21 protein-coding genes and 1 tRNA gene are annotated in these 22,673 nt (G+C 60.2%); 9 read left to right on the plus strand and 13 right to left on the minus strand.

The genetic code is table 11. From position 1 onward, the window contains the following. Positions 1–115: 115 nt before the first annotated feature. The 8 genes from groL to Q0J60_RS04575 all read right to left on the minus strand — a co-directional run bounded on the left by groL (position 116) and on the right by Q0J60_RS04575 (position 6,780). The gene (gene groL, locus Q0J60_RS04540) at positions 116–1,744 is read right to left on the minus strand and encodes a chaperonin GroEL (protein WP_294439057.1); all 1,629 of its coding nucleotides are present in this window, start codon (positions 1,742–1,744) and stop codon (positions 116–118) included. Positions 1,745–1,868: 124 nt separating this feature from the next. After that, on the minus strand, positions 1,869–2,159 hold the full coding sequence (groES, locus tag Q0J60_RS04545; protein WP_123208635.1) for a co-chaperone GroES: 291 nt from the start codon (positions 2,157–2,159) through the stop codon (positions 1,869–1,871). A gap of 245 nt (positions 2,160–2,404) precedes the next feature. Next, positions 2,405–2,881 (minus strand): low molecular weight protein-tyrosine-phosphatase, encoded by a 477-nt coding sequence (locus Q0J60_RS04550; RefSeq protein ID WP_294439058.1) that lies wholly within the window; start codon positions 2,879–2,881, stop codon positions 2,405–2,407. Next, positions 2,874–3,137 (minus strand): hypothetical protein, encoded by a 264-nt coding sequence (locus tag Q0J60_RS04555; protein ID WP_294439059.1) that lies wholly within the window; start codon positions 3,135–3,137, stop codon positions 2,874–2,876. Before Q0J60_RS04555 ends, Q0J60_RS04550 begins: the two co-directional genes overlap by 8 nt. Beyond that, positions 3,137–4,186 carry an RNA methyltransferase gene (locus tag Q0J60_RS04560; RefSeq protein WP_294439060.1) on the minus strand — a complete coding sequence of 350 codons (1,050 nt, stop codon included), beginning with the start codon at positions 4,184–4,186 and terminating at the stop codon, positions 3,137–3,139. The genes Q0J60_RS04555 and Q0J60_RS04560 overlap by 1 nt, the downstream gene beginning before the upstream one ends. Positions 4,187–4,339: 153 nt before the next feature. Continuing rightward, a complete protein-coding gene (locus tag Q0J60_RS04565; RefSeq protein WP_123208631.1) occupies positions 4,340–4,855 on the minus strand; it encodes a GNAT family N-acetyltransferase in 516 nt (171 codons plus the stop codon). Between the two features lie 100 nt (positions 4,856–4,955). Continuing rightward, positions 4,956–6,320: a PFL family protein gene (locus Q0J60_RS04570; RefSeq protein ID WP_294439061.1), complete on the minus strand. Its 1,365-nt coding sequence runs from the start codon at positions 6,318–6,320 to the stop codon at positions 4,956–4,958. 187 nt (positions 6,321–6,507) lie between these two features. Beyond that, the gene (locus tag Q0J60_RS04575; protein ID WP_273122317.1) at positions 6,508–6,780 is read right to left on the minus strand and encodes an ACT domain-containing protein; all 273 of its coding nucleotides are present in this window, start codon (positions 6,778–6,780) and stop codon (positions 6,508–6,510) included. A gap of 199 nt (positions 6,781–6,979) precedes the next feature. Between Q0J60_RS04575 and Q0J60_RS04580 the strand changes: the two genes are divergently transcribed. Beyond that, a complete protein-coding gene (locus Q0J60_RS04580) occupies positions 6,980–8,404 on the plus strand; it encodes a sodium-dependent transporter (RefSeq protein ID WP_181443021.1) in 1,425 nt (474 codons plus the stop codon). 80 nt (positions 8,405–8,484) lie between these two features. On the opposite strand, the gene Q0J60_RS04585 is transcribed toward Q0J60_RS04580, so the two are convergent. Continuing rightward, positions 8,485–8,931 carry a helix-turn-helix domain-containing protein gene (locus Q0J60_RS04585; RefSeq protein ID WP_123208627.1) on the minus strand — a complete coding sequence of 149 codons (447 nt, stop codon included), beginning with the start codon at positions 8,929–8,931 and terminating at the stop codon, positions 8,485–8,487. A 518-nt stretch (positions 8,932–9,449) separates the two neighbouring features. Here Q0J60_RS04585 and Q0J60_RS04590 point away from each other — a divergent pair. Further along, a complete protein-coding gene (locus Q0J60_RS04590; RefSeq protein WP_294439062.1) occupies positions 9,450–10,190 on the plus strand; it encodes an SGNH/GDSL hydrolase family protein in 741 nt (246 codons plus the stop codon). Between the two features lie 305 nt (positions 10,191–10,495). On the opposite strand, the gene Q0J60_RS04595 is transcribed toward Q0J60_RS04590, so the two are convergent. Continuing rightward, on the minus strand, positions 10,496–12,205 hold the full coding sequence (locus tag Q0J60_RS04595; protein ID WP_294439063.1) for a response regulator transcription factor: 1,710 nt from the start codon (positions 12,203–12,205) through the stop codon (positions 10,496–10,498). 265 nt (positions 12,206–12,470) lie between these two features. Here Q0J60_RS04595 and Q0J60_RS04600 point away from each other — a divergent pair, with 265 nt between their 5' ends. The 4 genes from Q0J60_RS04600 (at position 12,471) to nrfD (ending at position 16,965) form a co-directional block, all read left to right on the plus strand. Continuing rightward, positions 12,471–13,160 (plus strand): molecular chaperone TorD family protein, encoded by a 690-nt coding sequence (locus Q0J60_RS04600; protein WP_294439064.1) that lies wholly within the window; start codon positions 12,471–12,473, stop codon positions 13,158–13,160. Between the two features lie 167 nt (positions 13,161–13,327). Next, positions 13,328–15,526, plus strand: coding sequence for a molybdopterin-dependent oxidoreductase (locus tag Q0J60_RS04605; protein ID WP_294439065.1), 2,199 nt, complete (start codon positions 13,328–13,330; stop codon positions 15,524–15,526). After that, a complete protein-coding gene (locus Q0J60_RS04610) occupies positions 15,526–16,065 on the plus strand; it encodes a 4Fe-4S dicluster domain-containing protein (RefSeq protein ID WP_294439082.1) in 540 nt (179 codons plus the stop codon). Before Q0J60_RS04605 ends, Q0J60_RS04610 begins: the two co-directional genes overlap by 1 nt. A gap of 6 nt (positions 16,066–16,071) precedes the next feature. Further along, positions 16,072–16,965, plus strand: coding sequence for an NrfD/PsrC family molybdoenzyme membrane anchor subunit (nrfD, locus tag Q0J60_RS04615; protein ID WP_294439066.1), 894 nt, complete (start codon positions 16,072–16,074; stop codon positions 16,963–16,965). A 572-nt stretch (positions 16,966–17,537) separates the two neighbouring features. Here nrfD and Q0J60_RS04620 read toward each other — a convergent pair. The 3 genes from Q0J60_RS04620 to Q0J60_RS04630 form a co-directional block, all read right to left on the minus strand. Further along, entirely contained in the window at positions 17,538–18,218 is a 681-nt protein-coding gene (locus Q0J60_RS04620; RefSeq protein WP_294439067.1) for a biotin transporter BioY, read from the minus strand. Between the two features lie 411 nt (positions 18,219–18,629). Beyond that, positions 18,630–19,169, minus strand: coding sequence for an adenine phosphoribosyltransferase (locus tag Q0J60_RS04625; RefSeq protein WP_294439068.1), 540 nt, complete (start codon positions 19,167–19,169; stop codon positions 18,630–18,632). Positions 19,170–19,324: 155 nt separating this feature from the next. Beyond that, positions 19,325–19,407, minus strand: a tRNA-Leu gene (locus Q0J60_RS04630). Positions 19,408–19,608: 201 nt separating this feature from the next. Here Q0J60_RS04630 and Q0J60_RS04635 point away from each other — a divergent pair. The 3 genes from Q0J60_RS04635 (at position 19,609) to Q0J60_RS04645 (ending at position 22,650) form a co-directional block, all read left to right on the plus strand. Next, positions 19,609–21,063 carry a Sapep family Mn(2+)-dependent dipeptidase gene (locus tag Q0J60_RS04635; protein WP_294439069.1) on the plus strand — a complete coding sequence of 485 codons (1,455 nt, stop codon included), beginning with the start codon at positions 19,609–19,611 and terminating at the stop codon, positions 21,061–21,063. A 378-nt stretch (positions 21,064–21,441) separates the two neighbouring features. After that, positions 21,442–22,020, plus strand: a complete 579-nt coding sequence (locus tag Q0J60_RS04640; RefSeq protein WP_294439070.1) for a LytR C-terminal domain-containing protein — start codon at positions 21,442–21,444, stop codon at positions 22,018–22,020. A 159-nt stretch (positions 22,021–22,179) separates the two neighbouring features. Continuing rightward, positions 22,180–22,650 (plus strand): type II toxin-antitoxin system RelB/DinJ family antitoxin, encoded by a 471-nt coding sequence (locus Q0J60_RS04645; RefSeq protein WP_294439071.1) that lies wholly within the window; start codon positions 22,180–22,182, stop codon positions 22,648–22,650. The last annotated feature ends 23 nt before the right edge of the window (positions 22,651–22,673 follow it).

The raw sequence follows: 22,673 nt of genomic DNA on the forward strand, positions 1-22,673 counted from the left end.
GTGTTCCACGATGCGGAACAACGCAGAATCGCATGCGTTTTGCCGCCAAACAACAAGGCGGCGACCGAATGGCCGCCGCCTTGAATGGCGTTGCTCTATGGTTAATGCAAACGCATTACATCATGCCGCCGGCACCGGCACCCGCGAGGGCGGACAGATCCGGACCCTCCTTGGGAATCTCGTTGACGGTCGCCTCGGTGATGAGGATCAGGCCAGCCACGGAAACGGCAGCCTGCAGAGCGGTGCGGGTGACCTTCACCGGGTCAGACACGCCCATGGCAATCATGTCGCCAAACTCGCCGTTGGCGCAGTTCAGACCTTCGCCCTTCGCCATGCCCTTGACCTTCTCAACCACGACAGAGCCCTCGAAGCCAGCGTTCTGGGCGATGGTGCGCAGCGGCGCCTCCATGGCCTTGCGGATGATGGCAACGCCAACTTCCTCGTCATGGTTCGCGCACTCTACGCCATCCAGAGCGGGCAGCGCGTGCAGCAGAGCCACGCCGCCGCCAGCAACGATGCCCTCCTCGACAGCCGCGCGGGTTGCCTGCAGAGCGTCCTCGATGCGGCTCTTCTTCTCTTTGAGCTCAGCCTCGGTGGCAGCGCCCACGCGCAGAACCGCAACACCGCCCTTGAGCTTGGCCAGGCGCTCATGCAGCTTCTCGCGATCGAACTCGGAGTCGGAGTTCTCGATCTCGGCCTTGATCTGATCGATACGATCGTCAATCGCCTTGCTGTCGCCAGCGCCGTCGACGATGGTGGTGTCATCCTTGGTGACCTTGACGGTCTTAGCGGTGCCCAGCATGTCGATGGTGGCATCGGCCAGCGTCATGCCGAAGTCAGGCGTGACAACCTGAGCGCCGGTGACGATAGCGATATCCTCCAGCATGCGCTTGCGGCGATCGCCGAAGCCAGGGGCCTTCACGGCGACCACATTGAGGATGCCGCGCAGCTTGTTCAGCAGGATGGTGGCCAAGGCCTCGCCCTCGATGTCTTCAGCGATGATCAGCAGCGGGCGGCCGGAGCGGTTGATGCTCTCCAGCAGCGGCAGCAAATCCTGGATGGAGGTGATCTTCTGGTCGGTGATCAAGATGAAGGGATCCTTCAGCACGGCCTCCATGCGCTCCATGTCGGTGGCCATGTAGGGCGACACGTAGCCCTTGTCGAACTGCATGCCCTCAACGGTCTCGATGGACACACCGAAGGAGGTCTGGGAATCCTCGACGGAGATGACGCCCTCGGTGCCTACGATCTGCATAGCCTCGGCGATGTTGTTGCCGATGGACTCGTCACCAGCGGAAATGGTGCCGACGGCAGCAATCTGCTCCTTGCCAGACACAGGGATAGCATCAGCCTTGATCTGGGCAACGATGGCCTCAGTGGCCTTCTCGATGCCGCGACGCACGGCCAGCGGATTGGCACCAGCGGTCACGTTGCGCAGGCCCTCGTTCACGATGACATCGGTGAGCAGCGTGGCGGTGGTGGTGCCGTCGCCCGCGCCGTCGTTGGTCTTAGTGGCAGCCTCGCGCACCAGCTGGGCACCCATGTTCTCCACGGGATCCTCCAGCTCGATCTCCTTAGCGACAGTCACGCCGTCGTTGGTGATGGTGGGAGCGCCGTAGCTGCGCTCGAGGGCGACGTAACGGCCCTTGGGGCCAAGCGTCACCTTGACGGCGTCAGCAAGCTTGGAAACACCGGCGGCAAGACCGCTGCGGGCTTCAGACTGGAATTTGATTTCCTTAGCCATGTTCTTAAACTTCCTTTCGGAAACTAGCTTACTAAGTGAACACTGATTACAAATCAGCTCTTACTTGCGAATCGTCATCGCTTCAGCCACGATTTGGAGCCGCGAGCGCTTCGCAATCGCAACGTTAGTCGGTGTAAACCGCAAACAGATCGTCGGCACGCAGGATGAGCACTTCCTCGCCCTCGACGGTGATTTCGGTTCCGCCGTACTTGCCGTACAGCACGCGGTCGCCCTCCTTGACCGGCATGGGAATCAGATTGCCGTCCTTGTCCAGCTTGCCCTCGCCCACAGCCAGCACGATGCCGCTCTGTGGCTTCTCTTTGCTGGTGGAGGCCAGGATGAGGCCCGACGCGGTGGTGGTTTCAGCTTCGTCGCGCTTGACGATAACGCGATCTCCCAAAGGCTTGAGATTCATGGAATGTCCTTTCCCTGTTGCCTTTTATTACCTTGCGGTCGTGCGCAACGAGCATCGCATTTAAAGACGCATGCGATTGTTCGTCGCGGCTTCTGAGTGCTAGCACTCAAACCCATCGAGTGCTAACAGTTGGCTATACTAGCACCCAGCCTTTGGGATTCAACCCCTTTTGCAGAAAATCTAAGTGCCGTTGACTAAATGTTGCGAAAGATGGAGAAACCTCCAGTGGAAGAACGAAGGTCGCTTTATTCTCTTGCAGACGAAAGCGCTTCGAGCAGCGCCGTGCAGCCGCGGAGCACGTCGTCGTAAGTGGTGTCGAAATCGCGGGTGTACCAGGGGTCGGCCACATCGGACGCGGCATCAGTTGGCACTCCCTCGGGGAATTCGAGCAGCTTATGCACCTTGCTCGCCGGATCGCCGCCTAACATGCGGCGTATGTTGCGGATATTGGCGGAATCCATACCCACGAACAGGTCGTATTTGTCGTAGTCATCCGCGCGCAGCTGCACCGCGCGCTTGCCGTCGCTGGAAATGCCGTGGGCGCGCAGCACCTTCTTGGTGCCCGGATACACGGGCATACCGATTTCCTCGGTACTGGTGGCAGAGCTGGCAATAACGAACTCATCGGCCCGTCCCGCCTTTGCCACCAGGTCTTTCATGACGAACTCCGCCATAGTTGACCTGCAAATATTGCCGTGGCACACAAACATGATTCTATGCATGGGTATATTCCTTTTCTAGCTCGCGCTCTATCAGCTCATTCGCGATCTCAAGCGCCTTGATGCGACGCTTGGCGAGCGTGATCTGCGACTTATAGCGTTCGGGATGGCCTTTCGATTCCAACGTGACAATCGTCGCACGCAGCTTATGGAGAATGGAATCGATTTGACGCTGGGCCTCTTTCAAATCGTCGACGTTGAATTCGCTCGCCTGAGACGCTGCTTTATCTATACATTCTTTTTGATTGGTAGTCTCCATTAGATACTTACTATCTCTTCACAACCACAGAGTTCCCAGAATGCCACCGCGCTGGCGGCCGCAACATTAAGGCTGTCCACGTGGTGCTTCATGGGAATGCGTACCGTGTAATCGCAGCCGGCGATGGTTTGCTGCGCCAGGCCATCGCCTTCGGTTCCGAAGACCAGCGCCAGACGGTTACATGCAGCAAGTTGCGACGCACCCAGGGGAATTGAGTCATCAGAAAGCGCCATGGCTGCCGTCTTGAAACCCAGCGCATGCAGGCGCTCAAGCCCTGCCGCCGGCCATTCGTGCACATTCTCGCCGATGCGCGTCCACGGCACCTGGAACACCGTGCCCATGCTCACGCGCACTGCACGACGATACAACGGATCGCAGCACGTAGGCGTGACCAGCACCGCATCCACACCCAACGCGGCGGTAGAGCGGAAAATAGCACCCACATTGGTGTGGTCGACAATACCCTCCAGCACAGCCACGCGCAGACGCACATCTTCCGGCGCACAACCCATCGCGGCAGACTTTTCGCGCGCGATTTGATCGATGAGCTCCTCCGCACTCGGCAGCTGCGGACGGCGCATGGCGCACAGAATGCCTCGCGTAAGCGCGAAACCCGTGAGCTTTTTGAGCTCGTCTTCGGGCGCCACGAATATGGGCACTCCGTCGTCGGCCGCACCCCGGGCGCTTTCGACGCCGCTCGCGCCTTCGACCGCGTGGCCCCCTTCAGCGTTGCCGGTCCCCTTTGCCTCATCGCTTTCCTCAATGCTGCCGAATCCCGCGGCCGCCCCGGTCCTTTCGTTGGCCTTTGCCGCAACGCCCGCCGCTTCAATGCGCGTCACCACGTCGGCAGCCGCATCCAGCCAATGTGGCGTCATCAGAACCGACACGGGCACCATGCCGCCTTCGAGCGCACGGTCAATCACCTTGATGCTCTCGGCGATGAAGATTCCCTTCTCGGGCTCCAGCTTATTGCGCAACTGCGCCTCAGTCAGACGCGCATACGCATCCAAACGCGGGTCATCAAGCGAATCAATTTGGATATAGGGCATCGAAGCCTCCTGCCTGCCATTGAATCAGCGGTGATAGACTGCGCCTCCCACGCAGGCACGCGCATGAATACCCCGTTGCATGAATGGGCGCCTTCTTTCTCACAATGTATCATGTTAGAAAATGTGAGCAAATGTGAGAAAAAGAAGATTCCACTAGAGCGTAGTCAGATCATAGTAGTGCGGGTAGATGTCTTCGTATTCGCCGTTGATATTGCGGAAGCCGCCGGGAATGGCGCCCAAGCGTGTGAAGCCAATCTTCTCATAAAGGTGGAGCGCCGACGCATTGGACGCAACCACGGCGTTGAACTGCAGCACGCGGAAACCGCATGCCTTGGCGCGATGGAGAGAGTCGGTCACGAGCGCCGCGCCCACGTGTTTGCCGCGCGCCTCCCGCGCCACGGCATAACTCGCGTTGGCAATATGCCCGCAACGCCCGATATTGTTGGGGTGCAGGATGTAGAGGCCCAGGACCTCGCCATCTTGCACAGCCACAGCGGTCTCCGTCTGCGACGCAAAAAACTCCTCCGCCTCGGCGTCGCTGGCGAGCACGTCTTCTTGCGGGAACGCGCGCCCATCTATGACGACCTGATTCCAAATCTCGCGCATCGCGGGAACATCGGAAGATGTGAACAAACGAACCCCGATTGCCTGCGTATTTTGAGATGCCATGCTTTGCCCTCCATTGATAAAGGCGAGTCCGAAAGTCGACTCGCCTTTAGTAGTAAAAAGATACTTACTATTTTTTACGCTTATACATTCTGAAAGAATCCTAGTTCTTAAACGAATGAATAGGCGCGGGAATTCGTCCGCCACGGGTGACAAACGCCTCGCAGCTTGCCTGGTTCACCGGCATGATAGGCGCGTATCCCATGAGACCGCCGAAGTGGGCCATCTCGCCCACGCCCTTGCCCGCCACGGGGATGATGCGCACCGCGGTGGTCTTCTGGTTCACCATACCGATGGCGGCCTCGTCGGCAATGATGCCGCTGATGGTGGCAGCGCTCGTGTCACCCGGCACCGCGATCATGTCCAGGCCCACGCTGCAAACGCAGGTCATAGCCTCAAGCTTCTCAATGGTCAGGCACCCGTTAGCAGCCGCCTCGATCATGTTCTTGTCCTCGGACACGGGAATGAACGCGCCGGAAAGACCGCCCACGTAGGACGACGCCATGATGCCGCCCTTCTTCACCTGGTCGTTCAGCATGGCGAGCGCCGCCGTGGTGCCGGGCGCGCCCACCTGGGAAAGGCCAATCTTCTCCAGCACCTCGCCCACGGAGTCGCCCTCGGCCGGCGTGGGCGCCAGCGACAGGTCGATGATGCCGAACGGGGTGCCCAGCCTACGACTTGCCTCCTGCGCCACCAGCTGGCCCACACGCGTAATTTTGAACGCGGTGCGCTTGATGGTCTCGCACAGGAACTCGAAATCCTTGCCCTTGGCCTCGTCCAGCGCGCGGCTCACCACGCCGGGGCCGGAAACGCCCACGTTAATCACGGCGTCGCCCTCGGTCACGCCGTGGAAGCCGCCGGCCATGAACGGATTGTCGTCGGGCACGTTGCAGAAGGCCACGAACTTCACGCAGCCATAGGAGTCGTTATCGGCGGTAGCAGCGGCGATATCCTTGACCACATGACCCAGAAGCTCGACGGCATTCATGTCGATGCCCGTCTTGGTGGAGCCCACGTTCACGCTGGAGCACACGATATCGGTCTCGGAAAGCGCCTGCGGCAGCGAGCGGATGAGCAGCTCCTCCGCCGGGGTCATGGCCTTGTTCACCAGCGCCGAATAGCCACCCAGCAGATCGACGCCCACCTCTTTGCCCGCGCGATCGAGAGCATGGGCAATTTTGACGAAATCCTCGCTCGTCTTGCACGCCGAGGCGCCCACCAGCGAAATAGGCGTCACGGTGATGCGCTTGTTCACGATGGGGATGCCGTAGTCACGTTCGATGGCATCACCCGTCACCACCAGGTCTTTCGCATAGGTGGTAATCTTGCGGTAAATATTGTCGCACAGCTCATCTACATCATTGCTCACACAGTCGAGCAGGCTGATGCCCATGGTGATGGTACGCACATCGAGCTTTTCCTGCTCGATCATCTTATTGGTCTCATGGACCTCCATAATGTTGATCATCGGAGGATACCTTTCATCGGAATGACATGCGCATGCGAGGGTTTCGCCGGGGAGGCGGAGAGGTCCCCGGCGACACTCGGTGGCTCAAATTCGTCAAAAACGGGCCACCGGAGCAATGCGCATAGCGAGCAAAGCGAGCGGTAGCATTGCGGGTGCGCCGGGGCCTCTCCGCCTCCCCAGCGAAACCCTAAATGCGATGCATCTTTTCGAATATTTCAGACTTCTGGCAGCGAATGCGCACACCAATCTGGTCGCCAAGCTGCTCGAGGTCTTCCACCACGGCGCCGAAATCCTTGTCGGCCGCCGCAACGTCCACAATCATCATCATGTTGAAGAACCCATCGATGATGGTCTGCGAGATATCGAGCACGTTGACCTTGTGGTCGGCGAGATACGTGCACACGCGTGCAATGATGCCTACGGTGTCCTGCCCGACCACGGTGATGATCGCTTTATCCATGCGACGCTCCTTGTTAACGAGGAATTGAAACCGCTTTAGTCTAGCATAGCGGCACGAGAACGCGGCGAATGACCTATAATGTGTCGTTTGTGCCGCCTTTCCGGCTTGCGCTTGTGCATGGCGCAACGCCAAACCGGAGCAGAAGCCGGAAAGACGATTCGCTTGAACGTCAGCAATAAGAGTTTCTGGAGTTATGGACATGAGCGACAATTCCTCCCCCGCTACGCAAGGCGGCGCTGGCCAGCCGCGCGAGAAGTTCGCCTCGCGCATCGGGTTCATCCTTATTTCCGCAGGCTGCGCCATCGGCCTGGGCAACGTGTGGCGTTTCCCCTATGTGACCGGCGAGTACGGCGGTGCGGCATTCGTGCTGTTGTACTTGGTGTTTTTGGCCATCCTGGGCTTGCCCATCCTGGTCATGGAGTTTGCCGTCGGCCGCGCCAGTCAGAAAAGCTGTGCGCGCAGCTTCGACATCCTGGAACCCAAAGGCACCAAGTGGCACTGGTATAAGTGGTTCGCGTTCGCGGGCAACTATATCCTCATGATGTTCTACACCACCGTGGCCGGCTGGATGGTGGCCTACGCGTTCAAGACCGCCGCCGGCGAGCTCAACGGCGTGGCGCCCGACGCCACCGGCGAGGTGTTCGCCGCCATGCAGGCCGATCCGCTGCAGATGTTCCTCTGGATGCTGCTCATCTGCGTCATTGGCTTCGGCATCTGCGGCATGGGCCTGCAGAAAGGAGTGGAGCGCATCACCAGCGTGATGATGGCATGCCTGTTCGTGGCGATCGTTATCCTGGCGGTCAATTCCGTGCTACTTCCCGGCTCTGGCGAGGGCCTGAGGTTCTACCTGATGCCCGACTTCGGCAAGATGATCGAGAACGGCTTCGGCGATGCGGTGTACGCCGCCATGGGCCAGGCATTCTTCACCTTGTCTATCGGCGCGTCCGGCATGGCCATCTTCGGCAGCTACATCGACCGCGACCGTCGCCTGACCGGCGAGGCCGTGAGCGTGGCAGGGCTTTCCACCATGATTTCGTTGCTTGCGGGCCTCATCATCTTCCCCGCGTGCTTCGCCTTTGGCGTGAACCCCGATTCCGGCCCCAACCTGGTGTTTGTCACGCTGCCCAGCGTGTTCAACCAGATGTGGCTGGGCCAGCTTTGGGGTGCGCTGTTCTTCGTATTCATGAGCTTCGCGGCGCTGTCAACCGTCATCGGCGTGTTCGAGAACATCATCGCGTTCACCATGGACCAGTGGAACGTGTCGCGCCGCCGCGCCGTTGCCATCAACGCCGTAGGCATCATCGTGCTGTCCATCCCCTGCATCCTGGGCTTCAACCTGTGGTCGGGCTTCCAGGTGCCGGGCATCGGCGACATCCAGAGCCTCGAGGACTTCATCGTGTCCAACAACATCCTGCCGCTGGGTGGCCTGTTCTACGTGATCTTCTGCACGAGCCGCTACGGCTGGGGTTGGAAGAACTTCATCAACGAGGCCGATGCCGGCAAGGGAATGAAGTTCGCCTCGTGGAGCTACGTGTGGATCAAGTACTGCATCCCCGTGCTGATGGTGGTCATCTTCGTGATGGGATACCTGCCTAAGTTCCAAATTTGGCTGGGACTGGCGTAACGCCATCGAAGCAAACATCCAGAACGCCAGGAAGCTGGCCCACATCCAAGCATGAACGAGGGAGCTTCGGCTCCCTCTTTTTACGCCATTTCCTCTTTCCTTGGACGACCCGGAGTCGGAGCGTCAGCCAGACGCGCTTCAATACTCGCGCACGTCACCCACGTGTTGCGCCCTTCGCGCCATCCATCCAAATGGCGGCTCGCAATCATGGCGGTCACTCTGCTCCGCGAGACCCCGAGCAACCGAGCCGCCTCAGTGGCGGAAACTTTTGCCACCTCGTCCAGACCAATTTCCACCGATACGATAACGCGAATTCCGCCATTGCGCGGCTCGTTCTCAAATGTGGGAGAGGGCAACGACATGCCGCGCATCATCGCATCACGCGACACCTCGCGCAGCACATCCGCCGCTGATTCGCATGCGTCTTGGACGTCTTCGCCCTGCGTTATGGCTTCTGGAAGATCAAACGATGCAATGATCCACTGTCGTTCCCCGCGCCACAGTTCGAATTCATAGGTACGTTGCATAACGGCCCCCGTTCCTTACGTTGCCGATGCTCATTTAAGACCTGCTTGCTTTTTCAGGCGATAAAACACCTCGTCCTCGATTTCCCTATGGCGCTTAATCAGAATGGTGACGCTCCCATTAGTAAACTTCTCATGCTTGGTTCCTCCCACAGACCAGAAGCCCCTATCTTTAAAGTATTTCACCACATCTCGCCTTGAGGTCATCGCGGTTCATGCCTCCATTATAAAGTGACTTCACAATAAAGTCATCGCAAATCAGATGCCGAGCGACCGATTGAGCCACTTTGCTCGCGTATATCGACAACGCGCCCGTACGCCAATCGTAAAAGGTCCAGCAACGAAGCGTTGTGCCACAGCAACCGCAAAGCACTTTTATATGATGTCGCCCAGACGATACCATGAGGTTGCGCGAACTTATTTCCTTTGACAATGGCGTCATTCACGTTTTCGCCCGCGAAATAGTGCACAAACATGGCACAATGAGCGGTGATGTCTGTATGCCGACGTAAGGAACCAGCGTGAACATATCCATCATGGGCGATTCAATCTCCACTTACGAAGGATTCATCCCCGAGGGGCACGAGTTGTACTACACCGCCGAGAAGCGGGCAATCAACAATCTGGAATCGGTGCGCGACACCTGGTGGATGCAGGTAATCGAGGCGCTGGACGCTCAGCTGCTAGTGAACAACTCTTACTCGGGAAGCCAAGTGACGGGCGAGGAATTCCCCTGCGCAAGCGGCATCGATCGCACGAGCGCATTGGGAAAGACCGCCTTCGGAGCGCCGTCCAATCCGGACGCCGCAGCAACCATCAGCCCCGATATCATTCTGGTGTATATCGGCGTGAACGATTTCGGGTTCGCGGTGCCGTGCGACCGAAATTATGCCGAATCGCCCGAAGAGCCCACGTTCCGCGAGGCCTACGCCACCATGCTCCGCCGTATGCAGGCGAACTACCCTAACGCTCACATCGTGTGCGGCACCGTGCTTAAACCTCGCAAGGCGTTTGACCCCACCTGGTCATTCGACGAGAAGTGGTCATATCTGACCCCTCTTGATGAATTCAACGAACGCATCCGCTTTGTGGCCGCCGAATGCGGAGCGGATGTCGCTGACCTTGCCGCAGCCGCAGGTGGTCCCGCCTACGACGTCGAAGACGACCTACATCCCAACAAGCAAGGCCATGCGCAAATCGCCGCTTTATGGATCGCCGAACTCAGACGCCTGGGAATCTTGGCAGAAAAAGAGAGTATGTAATCCGTTTTGTGGTCCGCGAGAGGCGTCCCGTCAGTTTTCCCGAGTATGTAATCCATTTCGAATCTTTTTTGGGCTAGCAAATCGCTCGTATCCACAAAATGAGCCGGCTACACACTCCTCACCAGGGAAAATGCCCTATCCTCCCAAGCGCAAACTCCGTTATTGGATATGTTATTCAAAAATACGGCCTGAAAAAGGATTACATACTTAAGAAAATTGACGTAGCCGACCTCCATTCGCGATATTTGGATAACATACTCCGCAAAACTGCCAGCGAATATATCCGCAGACAGCAACCGTTAGCCTCACGCGTCGGCGTACTGCTTGAAGTAGTCGAGGATCTCCTGACGCGAATGCAGCCCCGTCTTGGTGTAGATGCGGCCGATGTGGGTATGCGCCGTGGTCTGCGAAATATGCAGCTCTTCGGCCACGCGTTTCTGCGTCATGCCGGACGCGTACAACGCCAGCACCTCAACCTCGCGCTCGGACAGCAGGAACTGCTCGCCCATCCTCTGCGCATGATGGCGCATGACGGCGCTCTGCACGTCGGCGACGGCCGAATCATTATCAAGACCCAGCAGACGCTCCAGCCTACTGGGCTTCGGCGCATTCATATCGCCCGTCCATTGCGTTTCGTGACGCGTGTCCTCCCACGTCACACCAGCAGCATTGCCATCGTGGCCGGGAACCGCCACAGCATTCAAAGGTTCACCTGCGTTATTCGCAGCGCTTTCGTCCGCAGCATCGCCATTGGCGGCGAGAGCCGCACCCCCTGCCAGCAAGGATCCGCGACGACCGCCAGCAATGGAATTAGCACCGCCGTAGCGCACCGCGAATTCTGCAACCTCGATAAGCTTGATGAACACCACCTGCGTGGCCACCAGCAGCATCAGGCTAATGACCGTACCCGTGAAATGGCTGTGCCCCATGGGCATCACGTTGAGCAGGACGAACCGTCCGATCGCTCGCGAGAACACCCACGTGCCCCAAATGGTGATGGCGTAATAGAACGGATCGCGCCAACCCGACGACATGAACGCGAGCACGATGTAATACGCGAACGCGCCCATGAGCGTGTTGAGCAGCGTCGCCGTGATGGCGCCCACATCCAGATGCCCCGGAAACGCCGTGTACAGCACCAGCGTGAACGCCGCCAAAAACTGCATGACCACCCAGATGCCCACCGTCATGACGCGCGTGCGCTGGCGCAGCGTCGCAACGACGAACGCCACGCACGCCGCTTCGGTCAGCAGGAAGCACGCGATGCGTGTGTGCATGCAGAACGGAACCGGATTGCCGTCGGGGAACCCGCGCAAAAAGCCGATAACCAGCGAAACGGCGACGATACCCACAACGCATGCGGCAAGAAAGCGGCGATTGGTAGCGCCTGTCGTCATGACGGCGAAATAGTCGTCTGCGCGCGTGGGCGTGGGAAGATCCGAGGCGTTGCCCCGATGCCGCGCCCAGTGGATGCAGCCAATCTGGGCTATCACCAGAGGCGCCACGGCAAGACAGCGCACCCCATCGGGAAGGAACACCGTCGCGAATACGACGACCTCGCTCAGGAAAATCGCCGAGAACACGAGCACCGCCGCGGTGGACATACTCGCGCCGCGTGCCCGGCGCAGCCAATAGGCGATTGCCACCATGCCAGCCGCGCTCACAAGCGCGGAAAGCGTAAACCGCGAGGGGAACGTGCAATTGCCCGTTGCGCGAAGCATGCCCATGATCAACACGCCCGCGAATTCGAGCGCCACCGCCACATGCGCAATCACATTAATCAAACGCTTCTGAAACACGAAACGCGTTTTGAACAGAACCGCTGCCATCGCGAAAAAGAACACGAACACCAGCGCCATCGCGCCGTCGGTGAATACGCCTTCGTCGGTGTTGAGATAGCTGCCCGCCGCCGAAACCACAATGCCGGCGCGAGCGCACGCGAGACCTACGATTCCCGGAGCAAGCGAAGAATACTGCCGAAATGTTTCCGCAATGCGCATAGCCCCTTCGCCCATCAGGACGCCCCCTCTGAAAAAACACTGCGCACGCACTCGCCGGCACCTAAGCGCCGCCGATGTCCCATCGTGCGCGAAATAAAGCTTGTTAATGATAGCGCATGTCTCGCATATCGTGTCATCTGTTTGAGATGAAAGAGGAGATGACATTTCCGACCTGGGATTTTATGGGAAAAATTCATCCCAAGGAGAGGACAGACAACCACGTGTCATGCGCCATACTCGCGGTATCAAAGGGATTAACAGATGCCAAAAGGGGGTCACGATGATGAACGATGCCATGACGTTCGCGACGTTCGCATGCTGCTTCGCCCCGGTCGAGCGCGACGAATGGAACGCCATCCGCGCCGATGCCTCGTGGTCCGATTTCCTCTCCGGCGCCCGCAGCCTCCTTCAGGACGAGAGGCCTCTGGGCGCAACGCTTCCCCCTATAGGACGCGCGCGCCGCGGCGAGCCCCTCTCCGACTTTCTCGCCGAAACGGAAGTGCGCGCCCTGTTCACCCCGCCCACCTATGACGAGAAGGCATCGTTTTCGGCCCGCCATTTCACGGGCGGGCTGCCGCAATCCGCGGTGCCCGTCGAATCGCTCTATACCACGTGGAGCAAGCCAGGCGACGGGCCGTTCGCAGGGCGCACGGGGCTCTATATGGGGAATGCCGCTCTGTACATGCGCGACCTCACGCGCTCCATGGGAATCCTGATTCCCGACGAGTTCGCCTCCACGCCTGACCACCTTGCCATCGAGCTCGACCTCATCGCCACGATGCTGGAGGCGGGGATGGCCGCCGAAGCGCAGACCTTCTGCATCGAGCGCCTCGCCTGGCTCGGATCGTATCGCACGAAACTGATGGCGCTAGGCGACGAGGGGTTGTTCTATCTGGCGCTCGTCGATGCGCTTATCGGCATCCGCGCCCGCCAGGAGGCTCTGGCCAGCGCCTCAGCCGCATCGGCGTAACGCCGGCCGCGAGGCCCGAGGACGCACCACTCGCGGCAGAAAGCCGAATCGCACCGGCACACCGCGCGCTTCACGCAACGCGGGACACTTTTGGAATCAAGCGCACGACCAAGCGCTGCGCTTTTTCACCTTGGCTTGACCGACGAGTAACCAAGAAGGGGGATACCATGTCGAAGCACGCAATAACCAGGCGAAGCTTTCTGGCCCGCAGCGGTGCCGCCGCGGCGCTTGCCGCAGGGGGCGGCTTTGTAAGCTTCAACGCCTGGGAGCAGGCGCACGCCGACGAGGCGGGAGGCGGCCAGGAAACCACCGCGCACTCGCTGTGTAACTCCTGTTCGTCCAAATGCGGATTCACGGGATACGTGACCGACGGCCGTCTGGGCAAGATGATCGGCGACCCTGACCATCCGTACTGCGAGGGCACCCTGTGTGCCCGCGGCTACGGCTACGCCGCCATCGCCTATTCCGAGGATCGCCTGACCGATCCGCTCAAGAAGAACGAAGCCGGCGAGTTCGAGGCCATCAGCTGGGAGCAGGCCTTCCAAGAGATCGGCGAAAAGCTCACCGCCATCATCGACGAGTCCGGCCCCGAGGCCATCTCGCTCGTCCACGACCCGCGCCCGTCCGGCAGCTTCTACTGCCCGCGCTTCATGACCGCCCTGGGCAGTCCCAACGTGTACACGCACGGCGCTTCCTGCAACCTGTCCAAGACCAGCGGCTTCATGCAGGCCATCGGCGCCGGCGACTACTCGAGCGACATCGAGAACGCCAAGATGGTGCTGTTCATCGGCCGCTCCTACGCCGACGGCATTCGTCCTTCCTCGGTGCATGCGATGATGAAGGGCCACGACAACGGCTGCCATGTGGTCATCGTGGACCCGCGCTGCAACAACTCCATCCACTTCGCCGACGAGTGGGTGCCCATCAAGCCCGGCACCGATCTCGCGCTCGTGCTCGCGATGGCGAACGTCCTGGTGAGCCAGGGCACCTACGCCAAGGAGTACGTCGAGGCCAACGCCATCGGCTATGAGGATTGGTTCGCCAAGCTGCCCCAGTACACACCCGTTTGGGCCGAGGGCATCACCGGCATCCCGGCCGACACCATCACGCGCCTGGCCAACGAGCTCTGGGAGGCGGCCCCCGCTTCGTCCATCGAGCAGAGCTGGCGCGCGGCATTCGGCTGCGCTTACCAGAACTCCGGCGAAACCGGCCGCGCGATCTGCCTGTTCAACACGCTGCTCGGCTGCTGGGGCGAAAAGGGCGGAGCCATCTTCTACGGCGGCGCCGCTGCTGGCCCGCTCGATCCGCAGAAGTTCCCGGCGCCTCCCGCGGTCGAGGGCAAGAAGGTGGGTTCTGACGAGTACCCGCTCGCAGCCGCCAGCATGGGCACCTGCCTCGCTGCAGCCGAAGCCGCCCTCGACGGTAAGATGCGCGCGATGATCACCTACCAGTCCAACATGGCCGCCGGCTACTCCAACCCGGCACACCTGGCCGAATGCTTCGACGCCATGGACCTGGTGGTCGCCATCGACGTGCAGATGAGCGAGACCTGCATGTGCGCCGACTACGTGCTGCCCGACACCAGCTACCTCGAGCGCCTGGAAGTGCCTGAGTTCGTGGGCGGCAAGGTGCCCGTGGTGAGTCTGCGCGACCGCGTGATCGAGAAGGTGCATCCCAACACCAAGCCCGTCGACGAGATTTTCTCCGGCCTTGCCGAGGCATGCGGCGTGGGCGAGTATTTCAACTTCACCATCGATGAGCTTGCCGACGCACAGCTGCAGACGCTGGGCATCAGCCTGGCCGAACTGCAGGAGAAGGGCACTATCACCTTCCCCGACATCAAGGTGGCCTACGGCCCCAAGACCGTGTGGGGCACGCCCACCGGCAAGATCCAGTTCACCAGCGACGCCTGCGTGGCCGCGGGGCTGCCCGCCTCCCCCGAATGGCTGGAGCCGCGCACGACGCCCGGCGACGGCGAGTTCCGCCTGATCGGCGGCAAGCAGGCCATCCACACGCACACTCAGACGGCCAACATCGAGCCGCTGATGGAAATCACCAAGAAGTACGGCCTGGAGCGCATCTGGATGAACGCCGACGTGGCGGCGCAGAGGGGCATCGAGGAGAACGACGAGGTGGAGGTTTCCTCCAGCGAGTTCACCGGGCGCACGCGCGTACACGTGACGCAGCGCATTGAGCCCACGTCCATCTACCTGCCGAGCCACTACGGATGCTCGTCGCCCGACCAGCGCACGGCGTACGGCGTGGGACTTCGTCAGATGGACTTCGTGCCCTTCGGAATCGAGCCCGCATACGGCGGAGCGTGCACGCAGGAAGCCATCGTCACGGTTAAGAAGGTAGGTGCATGATGACCCGCTACGGAATGCTGATCAACACCCGCAAATGCATCGGCTGCTATGCGTGCCGCACGGCCTGCCAGCGTCAGAACGGCCTCGCCGCCGATATCGACTACATTCGCTACGAGGAAAAAGAGACCGGCAAGCTGCCCGTCGTGGGCATCGAGACCGTGCCCATCCAGTGCATGCACTGCGAGGATGCGCCGTGCGCCAAGGTGTGCCCCACCGGTGCGACGCACATCGAAGAGGGCGGCATCGTGCGCGTTGACGAAAGCCGCTGCATCGGCTGCAAGTACTGCATGACCGCCTGCCCCTACCAGGTGCGCGTGCACAACAAGGTCACCGGCGTGGCCGAGAAGTGCCGCCTGTGCACCGTGGGCGCACTCGACGGCACCCCGATGTGCTCGTGCGTGGAGGCCTGCCTCACCGGCGCGCGCACCTTCGGCGACCTTGACGACCCCGAGAGCGAGATTTCGCGCGAAATCGTCAAGCTGAATGCGCAGCCGCTTGCGGGCGACCTGACGAAGTCCAAGATCTTCTACGTGAGGTGATGAAAGATGACGTACGAACCTATCTGGGGCTCCATCATCGCATGGTACCTGTTCCTCGCTGGTCTGGGCGCGGGCGCCTACATCACTTCGGCGTTCCTCGGCTGGCGCCATCCCGACGCCACCTCGATGCGCCGCACCGGACACATCGTGGCCCCCATCGCGGTCGCCATCGGCTTGGTGCTGCTCATGGTTGACGCCGAGGCGGGCCTGCACAACCCCATCCGATTCTTCTACCTGCTTACCAACTGGGGGTCGGTCATGACCTGGGGCGTGGTGTTCCTGAGTCTGTTCATGGTGGTGGCCATCGTGGCCGTTGTCATGGACTTCATGAAAAAGCCTATTCCCACCTGGCTTGACATCGTGGGCGTTGTCATCTCGCTGTGCGTGGCCGCCTACACCGGCGCGCTGCTGGGCGTGTGCCAGACCTACCCGCTGTGGAACAACGCGCTGCTGCCCGTGCTGTTCGTGGTGGGCGCCATGAGCGCCGGCGCCGCAAGCGTGCTGATGTTGGCCGTCATTCGCCATGCCGACGAGTTCAACCGCGTGGGCGTGCTCAAGAAGTTCCACTTCTGCCTGCCCATCATCGAGCTTCTGCTGGTGGCGTCGCTCCTGTTCATCACCGGGCAGACCAACTCCGCCGGCGCGGCGAGCGTGGCCAACCTGGTAAGCGGCGAGTGGGCGCTGTGGTTCTGGATCGGCCTGGTGGCCGTGGGCCTGGTGCTTCCCACCGTGCTCGAGCTGTGGCTGCTGTTCTTCAGCCCCAAGGAGTTTGAGGAAAGCCGCAAGGCGCACTGGATCAGCTTCGCCTCTGACATCAGCGTGCTCGTGGGCGGATTCATGCTCCGCTACCTGGTGGTCATGGCCGCCGTGCCGCTGACCATGGTGGTTGCGCTGGCGTAAGTAGCAAATTGAAAAGCGCACATCGTAGATAAAAGGCGGTATGCTCGACGGCATTGTTGACACAAATCGCAGGTTTCGGAAGAGGGGTCGGCCGAAGGTCGGCTCCTCTTTGCGTTTCAACGTCTGAATCTTGAACCGCGCTTACGCCGAGAATTCAATACTTGACTCAATCGAAGCGCATTTGCGAATGAAACGAGTATTGAACTCTCGGCACGCTATTCTAAGCACCAGCTCTCAATGCAATATCACCTGACCTGGTGTTTTACAACGCACCATTTCGCTGCTGGACGATTTCTCCCACTCAAAAGTTCAATACTCGACTTAATCGAAGACCATTGTCGATTAAGTCGAGTATTGAACTCTCTCAAGCCAGGTGGAAGCCACCGCCCATGAAAACGAAAGCGGAAACCCCGAAGAGACCCCGCTTTTATGGACGGCTTTCGCGTTTGAGTTTGTTCTCCGAACGGCTTTTTCGGACAGCTGTGCCGCTCTCGTACGAAAGGCTACGCTCCGAACCATTGCAAGCAGCCTGCATAGGCTCACTCGCGTTCCCGCCGTCCTCGTATGCAGAACTACGCCACCTTCGTGCGCAGGGCGGGCGCGGCGTTGCGGATGGCGTGCGCAAGCGAAGCGCCCACGACGATTTTGATGACGTCCAAAACGATGAACGGCGCGATGCCTGCGAGAAATGCCGCAAGCGGGCTCATACCCGCCACGGCCATGAGCTGGGCCCATCCGCATGCATAAGACACGATAAGAAGCGCGAGCGCGGCGGTATATTCGCGAGCCATACCCAACGCGAATACGAAGCGCGACGTGTTCCGCACGGGGGGAGCGGCGAAAGATGCACCCTTGTCCCCCGCATCAGCCGAGGCGGACCGGCGCGCTGCGACGCCTCTTGCCGCAGAGGATTTCCATACCTTAAGAATCAACACAGCGGCCACGGCACCTAGGCCAAAGCCAATGATGAAGCCACCCGTAGGCCCCAAGAGAGACGCCATGCCGCCCTTCATGCCTGAAAACACCGGAGCGCCCAACGCGCCCAAGGCAAGATAGCCGAACACGCTTGCCAGCGCCTCGCGCGGAGGAAACAGCAGCACCACGAATACCAGCATCATGGTTTGCAGCGTGAACGGAACCGGCCCCAACGGCACGGTGACCCATGCGCTCACAGTAAGCAGCGCGATGGATAGACCGCAAAAAGCAATGGACTCGGCACGCGAGAGCTTGCTGGATTTTTTCACTGGGCTCATGAGCACTCCCCAAGATCGACTTGACCCACGGCTTGAGCCGCCGCACAGGCCGGCCTGGCATAGCCAGAAAACCGCCCGATTCTAGCACGCATTCGCCCTATCGGTGCTTTTGCGCACTAGATTGCAAAAGCGCTTCGCCAAAGCCCCATACTCATCAACTTTGTGTTGACATCGCGCAAAGAATAGGTGAAGCAGCCCGGCGCCATAGAGCCGACGGTCGTCAGAGTTGATGCGGCGCAGAAAACAGAGAGCAAAAGCCACCCAATAAAAAACGCCTCCCACCTCTCGCTATTCGAGGCAGAAGGCGTTTCATCCGATGAGCGTGCGGCTGCAGCCCTCGCACCGCATGAGACATTCGCGATGCATGCGGCACGCGGATACCTGCAGCATCGCACCGAGTGAATAGGTGCACTACTCCACGTGCACGAGCGAGAACACTTCGACGTCGGTGACCTCGGCGATGGCCTCGCGCGGATGCAGGAAGTCCAGCTCCATCAAAAAGCCCATGCCCGCCAGACGCGCGCCGAATTTCTCGACCAGCTTCACCTGGGCAACCGCCGTACCACCCGTGGCAACCAGGTCATCCACCAGCAGCACCACGTCGTCCGCGGAGATGGCATCCGCATGAATCTGCAGTTCGTCAGTGCCGTATTCAAGCGCATAGGATTCGCTCAGCACCTCGCGCGGCAGCTTGCCCGGCTTGCGCGCGGGCACAAAGCCAGCACCCAACTTGTATGCCACAGGAGCGCCCACCATGAAGCCGCGGGCCTCGGCGCCCACCACCTTGGTCACGCCGGCATCCTTGAAGTGGTCGGCGATGCGATCGACAACGGCCTCGAAGCCCTCCGGGTCGGCGAGAAGCGGCGTGATGTCTTTGAACACGACACCCGGCTCGGGATGGTCGGGGATGCTGACGATAAGGCCTTCGAGGTTGATCTGTGATGCGGACATGCCGATCCTCTCCTGCTTCGCGCCCCGCCACAGCGGAAGACGCCTTGCTTCAATAGGCTTCGCCCGTCGCCGAAAGCGTGTCCGACGCACTGGCAGCTGCTCCCGGCAACAAAAAAGGGGAACGCCGGGTATGGCGTTCCCCTGTCGGCGCGGGATGGTGCCCGAGGCGAGAGTCGAACTCGCACGTCAAAGACAACGGTTTTTGAGACCGCCGCGTCTGCCATTCCGCCACTCGGGCGCGAATGGACATTATATATGAACCAGCGCTTCCACGCCATGAGGAATTGGGTGCGCCTTCGCCTTATTTGCGGCGGAAATGAGTCCTGGCGTCGGCGAGCAATCGCGCGGTGATAGAATGCGAGCGGATTTGCGAAACCCGCGGCTATCGGGAAAGCGCGTGGTGCGCAATCTTGCGCCGAGCACGAAGAAAGGGACGACCATGGCCACTATCACCGATATCACCACCGAAGAGCTCCTCTCCCAGGCCGATGCGTTTATCGACGCGCATTGGGAGGAAATCGTTCGCGAAATCGGCACGCTTGTGGCCGTGCCCAGCATCGTGGACTTCACCCGCGCCACTGCGGAAGACCCCTCTGGCCCCGAGGCGCATGAGGGCCTGCGCGCTTCCGTTGATCTGGCGCAACGTTTGGGTTTCAACGCCTGGGACGACGCCGGCGAAATTGGCATCGCCGACCTCGAAGGCGAGCGCGACGAGCAGCTTGCCCTGATTTGCCACGCCGACGTAGTGACGCCCGGCGTAGGCTGGACAAGCGACCCTTGGACGCTCGAGCGCCGCGAGGGCTTCCTCATCGGCCGCGGCGTGATTGATGACAAAGGCCCGCTGGTCATCTCGCTCTATTGCATGAAATTCTTCCAGGAATGGTGCGAGCGTACCGGCGCACGCCTGCCCTATACGCTGCGCATGCTCATGGGCACCAACGAGGAAACCGGCACCATGCGCGACGTGCGCTACTACCTGGAGCACTACTCCGCCCCAGCGTTCCTCTTCACGCCCGACAACGCCTTCCCCGCCTGCTACGGCGAGAAAGGCCAGTTCGACTGCGCCATCATGTCTCCCGCGATCATCGACGGACGCATTGTGGATTTCACCACGGGCGATTCGTCCACCAACGCGGTGCCCAGCCAGGCCGCGCTTGTGGTGTACGCCGACATCGCCAACCTGCCTGCGGCCGAGGGCATCGAGATCACCGATGCGGGCGACGGATGCGCGCGTCTTGTGGCAACCGGACGCGGCGGCCATGCGTCGCTGCCTGAAGGCACGGTGAACGCCATCGATATGCTGGTGAAATACGCGCTCGCAAACGGCTTGTGCAACCCCGCCGAGGAGGCGTACCTGCGCATGATCGGCCGCATCATGGACTCCACCGACGGCAGTTCGATCGGCGTCGATTCGCAGGACGAATACTTCGGCGGCCTCACGTGCATCGTGGGCACCATCCACCGCGAACAGGGCCGCATGCGCATCACCATCGACATCCGCTACCCCACTTCCACGACAGGCGAGGAACTGCTGGCAAAGTTCCAGGCACTGGCCGCGGAAGCCGGTGCAACCGTGGAACTCACCGGCGGCCTTCCGCCCTTCCTCACCAAGCCCGACAGCCCCGCCATTCAGGCGTTGGCCGCGGCCTACCGCGAAGCTACTGGCTTTGACGGCGAGCCCTTCACCATCGGTGGCGGCACGTATGCGCGCGAATTCCCCTGCGCGGCGAGCTTCGGGCCGGAGGATCCGCACGATGCCTACCCCGATTGGGTGGGCCCTATGCACGGCGCCGACGAAGGAGTTTCCGAGGAAAGTCTCAAACGCGCGATGCGCGTGTACATCCTCACCATCGCCCGTTTGATGCAGATCGACCTGACGAAACTGGGCGCATAGGGGCGGGCACCACGAGCGGAGTCCGCTTCCCATCAGAACGAAGCAGCCGCCGCCCGCCAATAGAGAGCCCGTACGCCCTTTACGCCCCGACCGGCAATTGTGCCCCTGCCCGGTCGGGGAGCGTGCTTTTCGCGCACATATGACAACCTTGCGCTACAATATGTCGCTGGACTCAGCGTATGGTTGAAGGGGTGGGTGCTTTCGTTCGTGCCGCGCAAGGCGATGCGCTTTCTGCAACGCTTGGCACGAGCGGCGAATGTCCTCTTTCCAACCGCTGAGAACACAAAATGACTGTGCGCCACACCCCTTCCGCAAAGCACGTGTGCCCGGAAGGCACTTTTTGCATGCGCGGAACACGCTACTCGAGAGGGAGGACTCATGGTCACTACGCATCGCTTCGCGCTCACCCATACGCGCGCATTCTTGATTCGTCTTGCCGCCCTGGCGCTTGCCGTCACATGCCTGTTCGCGCTTTCCGCCTGCGGACACGAGCCCGAAATCGCTACGCCCCCTGCAGATTACGGCCAGGAGCAGACAGAGCAGCAGGACAACGCGGCAAAGACTAACGACGACGCCGAGGCCGCTGACGCTGACAAGGAAGCGAAGGAAGAAGAGGCCGAAAAGCCCGTTCACGAAGGACCCTTCGTGGTGAGCATCCTGAATGCGGGCGGTGCGGACGGCCTGGCAGGTGCCGCCCAGGAAAAGCTCGCCACCGATGGCATCGAGGGCAGCAATTATGAGATTTCCGTCGACAGCTATCTCGCTGCCGTTATGCCCACCACCACGGTGTACGTGACGGGCGAAGGCGATGACGCCGAAGAAGTGCGTGCTGAGGCAGACAAGATCGCCAAGGCGCTCGGCGGCGAGGTGAAAACCTTCAAGTCCGGAGAGCTCGCCGAAGGCACCACGATGGACGGCCTCGATATCCTCGTTCTCGTTGGCGCCGATGCGATTTAGTTATTTCACGACACAAGCAATAGCTTTGCATTGTTTCATTTGATAGCCCAAACCCAATGAGCCCGCATAGCGGGCTCTTCTTTTGCCTTTTCATTTTCAATTACAACATTGTGGTAATATTCGTAATATATTTTATTACTATATATTACAGAGGTAGAAATGAGCGAATACACGACAGTCAGCGCGCGCATCGCAACCCCTACAAAGCAGGCGGCTGAGGAGATACTTTCATCTTTGGGTATTACCCATTCCGTGGCAATCTCTTCGCTTTACGCCCAGATAGTCCTAAACAAAGGTCTTCCCTTTGAAATCAAGCTCCCTGAGAAAGATTCCGAGCACCTTCTTACCTTCTGGCAAATACGAGATGCCGTGACAAGCATTTGCCAAAAATACGGCGTCGCAAAGGCATGGCTCTTTGGCTCCTATGCTCGCGGCGAAGCAACGCCACAGAGCGATGTCGATTTACGAATCGATAAAGGGGCAATACGTGGTCTTGAACTCGGCGGATTCGCGTATGATATGGAGCAGGCGCTCGGAACGTCCGTGGACGTTGCAACAACCGGCAGCCTTTCCGAAGAATTCCTTGCCAGCATTCGTAAAGACGAGGTACTGCTCTATGGCAATAACTAACGCGCCCCGATATGGAACATCGG

This window comes from uncultured Slackia sp. (genome assembly GCF_944321625.1).
Taxonomy (GTDB): domain Bacteria; phylum Actinomycetota; class Coriobacteriia; order Coriobacteriales; family Eggerthellaceae; genus Slackia.

Bases quoted from the DNA above. Each gene is read 5' to 3' on its own strand.
- Q0J60_RS04555 (WP_294439059.1), bottom strand. From the start codon at position 3,137: ATGGAGACTACCAATCAAAAAGAATGTATAGATAAAGCAGCGTCTCAG.
- Q0J60_RS04580 (WP_181443021.1), top strand. From the start codon at position 6,980: ATGAGCGACAATTCCTCCCCCGCTACGCAAGGCGGCGCTGGCCAGCCG.
- Q0J60_RS04645 (WP_294439071.1), top strand. From the start codon at position 22,180: ATGAGCGAATACACGACAGTCAGCGCGCGCATCGCAACCCCTACAAAG.
- Q0J60_RS04640 (WP_294439070.1), top strand. From the start codon at position 21,442: ATGGTCACTACGCATCGCTTCGCGCTCACCCATACGCGCGCATTCTTG.
- Q0J60_RS04585 (WP_123208627.1), bottom strand. From the start codon at position 8,931: ATGCAACGTACCTATGAATTCGAACTGTGGCGCGGGGAACGACAGTGG.
- Q0J60_RS04570 (WP_294439061.1), bottom strand. From the start codon at position 6,320: ATGATCAACATTATGGAGGTCCATGAGACCAATAAGATGATCGAGCAG.
- nrfD (WP_294439066.1), top strand. From the start codon at position 16,072: ATGACGTACGAACCTATCTGGGGCTCCATCATCGCATGGTACCTGTTC.
- Q0J60_RS04635 (WP_294439069.1), top strand. From the start codon at position 19,609: ATGGCCACTATCACCGATATCACCACCGAAGAGCTCCTCTCCCAGGCC.
- Q0J60_RS04565 (WP_123208631.1), bottom strand. From the start codon at position 4,855: ATGGCATCTCAAAATACGCAGGCAATCGGGGTTCGTTTGTTCACATCT.
- Q0J60_RS04575 (WP_273122317.1), bottom strand. From the start codon at position 6,780: ATGGATAAAGCGATCATCACCGTGGTCGGGCAGGACACCGTAGGCATC.
- Q0J60_RS04605 (WP_294439065.1), top strand. From the start codon at position 13,328: ATGTCGAAGCACGCAATAACCAGGCGAAGCTTTCTGGCCCGCAGCGGT.
- groL (WP_294439057.1), bottom strand. From the start codon at position 1,744: ATGGCTAAGGAAATCAAATTCCAGTCTGAAGCCCGCAGCGGTCTTGCC.
- groES (WP_123208635.1), bottom strand. From the start codon at position 2,159: ATGAATCTCAAGCCTTTGGGAGATCGCGTTATCGTCAAGCGCGACGAA.
- Q0J60_RS04625 (WP_294439068.1), bottom strand. From the start codon at position 19,169: ATGTCCGCATCACAGATCAACCTCGAAGGCCTTATCGTCAGCATCCCC.
- Q0J60_RS04610 (WP_294439082.1), top strand. From the start codon at position 15,526: ATGACCCGCTACGGAATGCTGATCAACACCCGCAAATGCATCGGCTGC.
- Q0J60_RS04600 (WP_294439064.1), top strand. From the start codon at position 12,471: ATGATGAACGATGCCATGACGTTCGCGACGTTCGCATGCTGCTTCGCC.
- Q0J60_RS04595 (WP_294439063.1), bottom strand. From the start codon at position 12,205: ATGGGCGAAGGGGCTATGCGCATTGCGGAAACATTTCGGCAGTATTCT.
- Q0J60_RS04560 (WP_294439060.1), bottom strand. From the start codon at position 4,186: ATGCCCTATATCCAAATTGATTCGCTTGATGACCCGCGTTTGGATGCG.
- Q0J60_RS04550 (WP_294439058.1), bottom strand. From the start codon at position 2,881: ATGCATAGAATCATGTTTGTGTGCCACGGCAATATTTGCAGGTCAACT.
- Q0J60_RS04620 (WP_294439067.1), bottom strand. From the start codon at position 18,218: ATGAGCCCAGTGAAAAAATCCAGCAAGCTCTCGCGTGCCGAGTCCATT.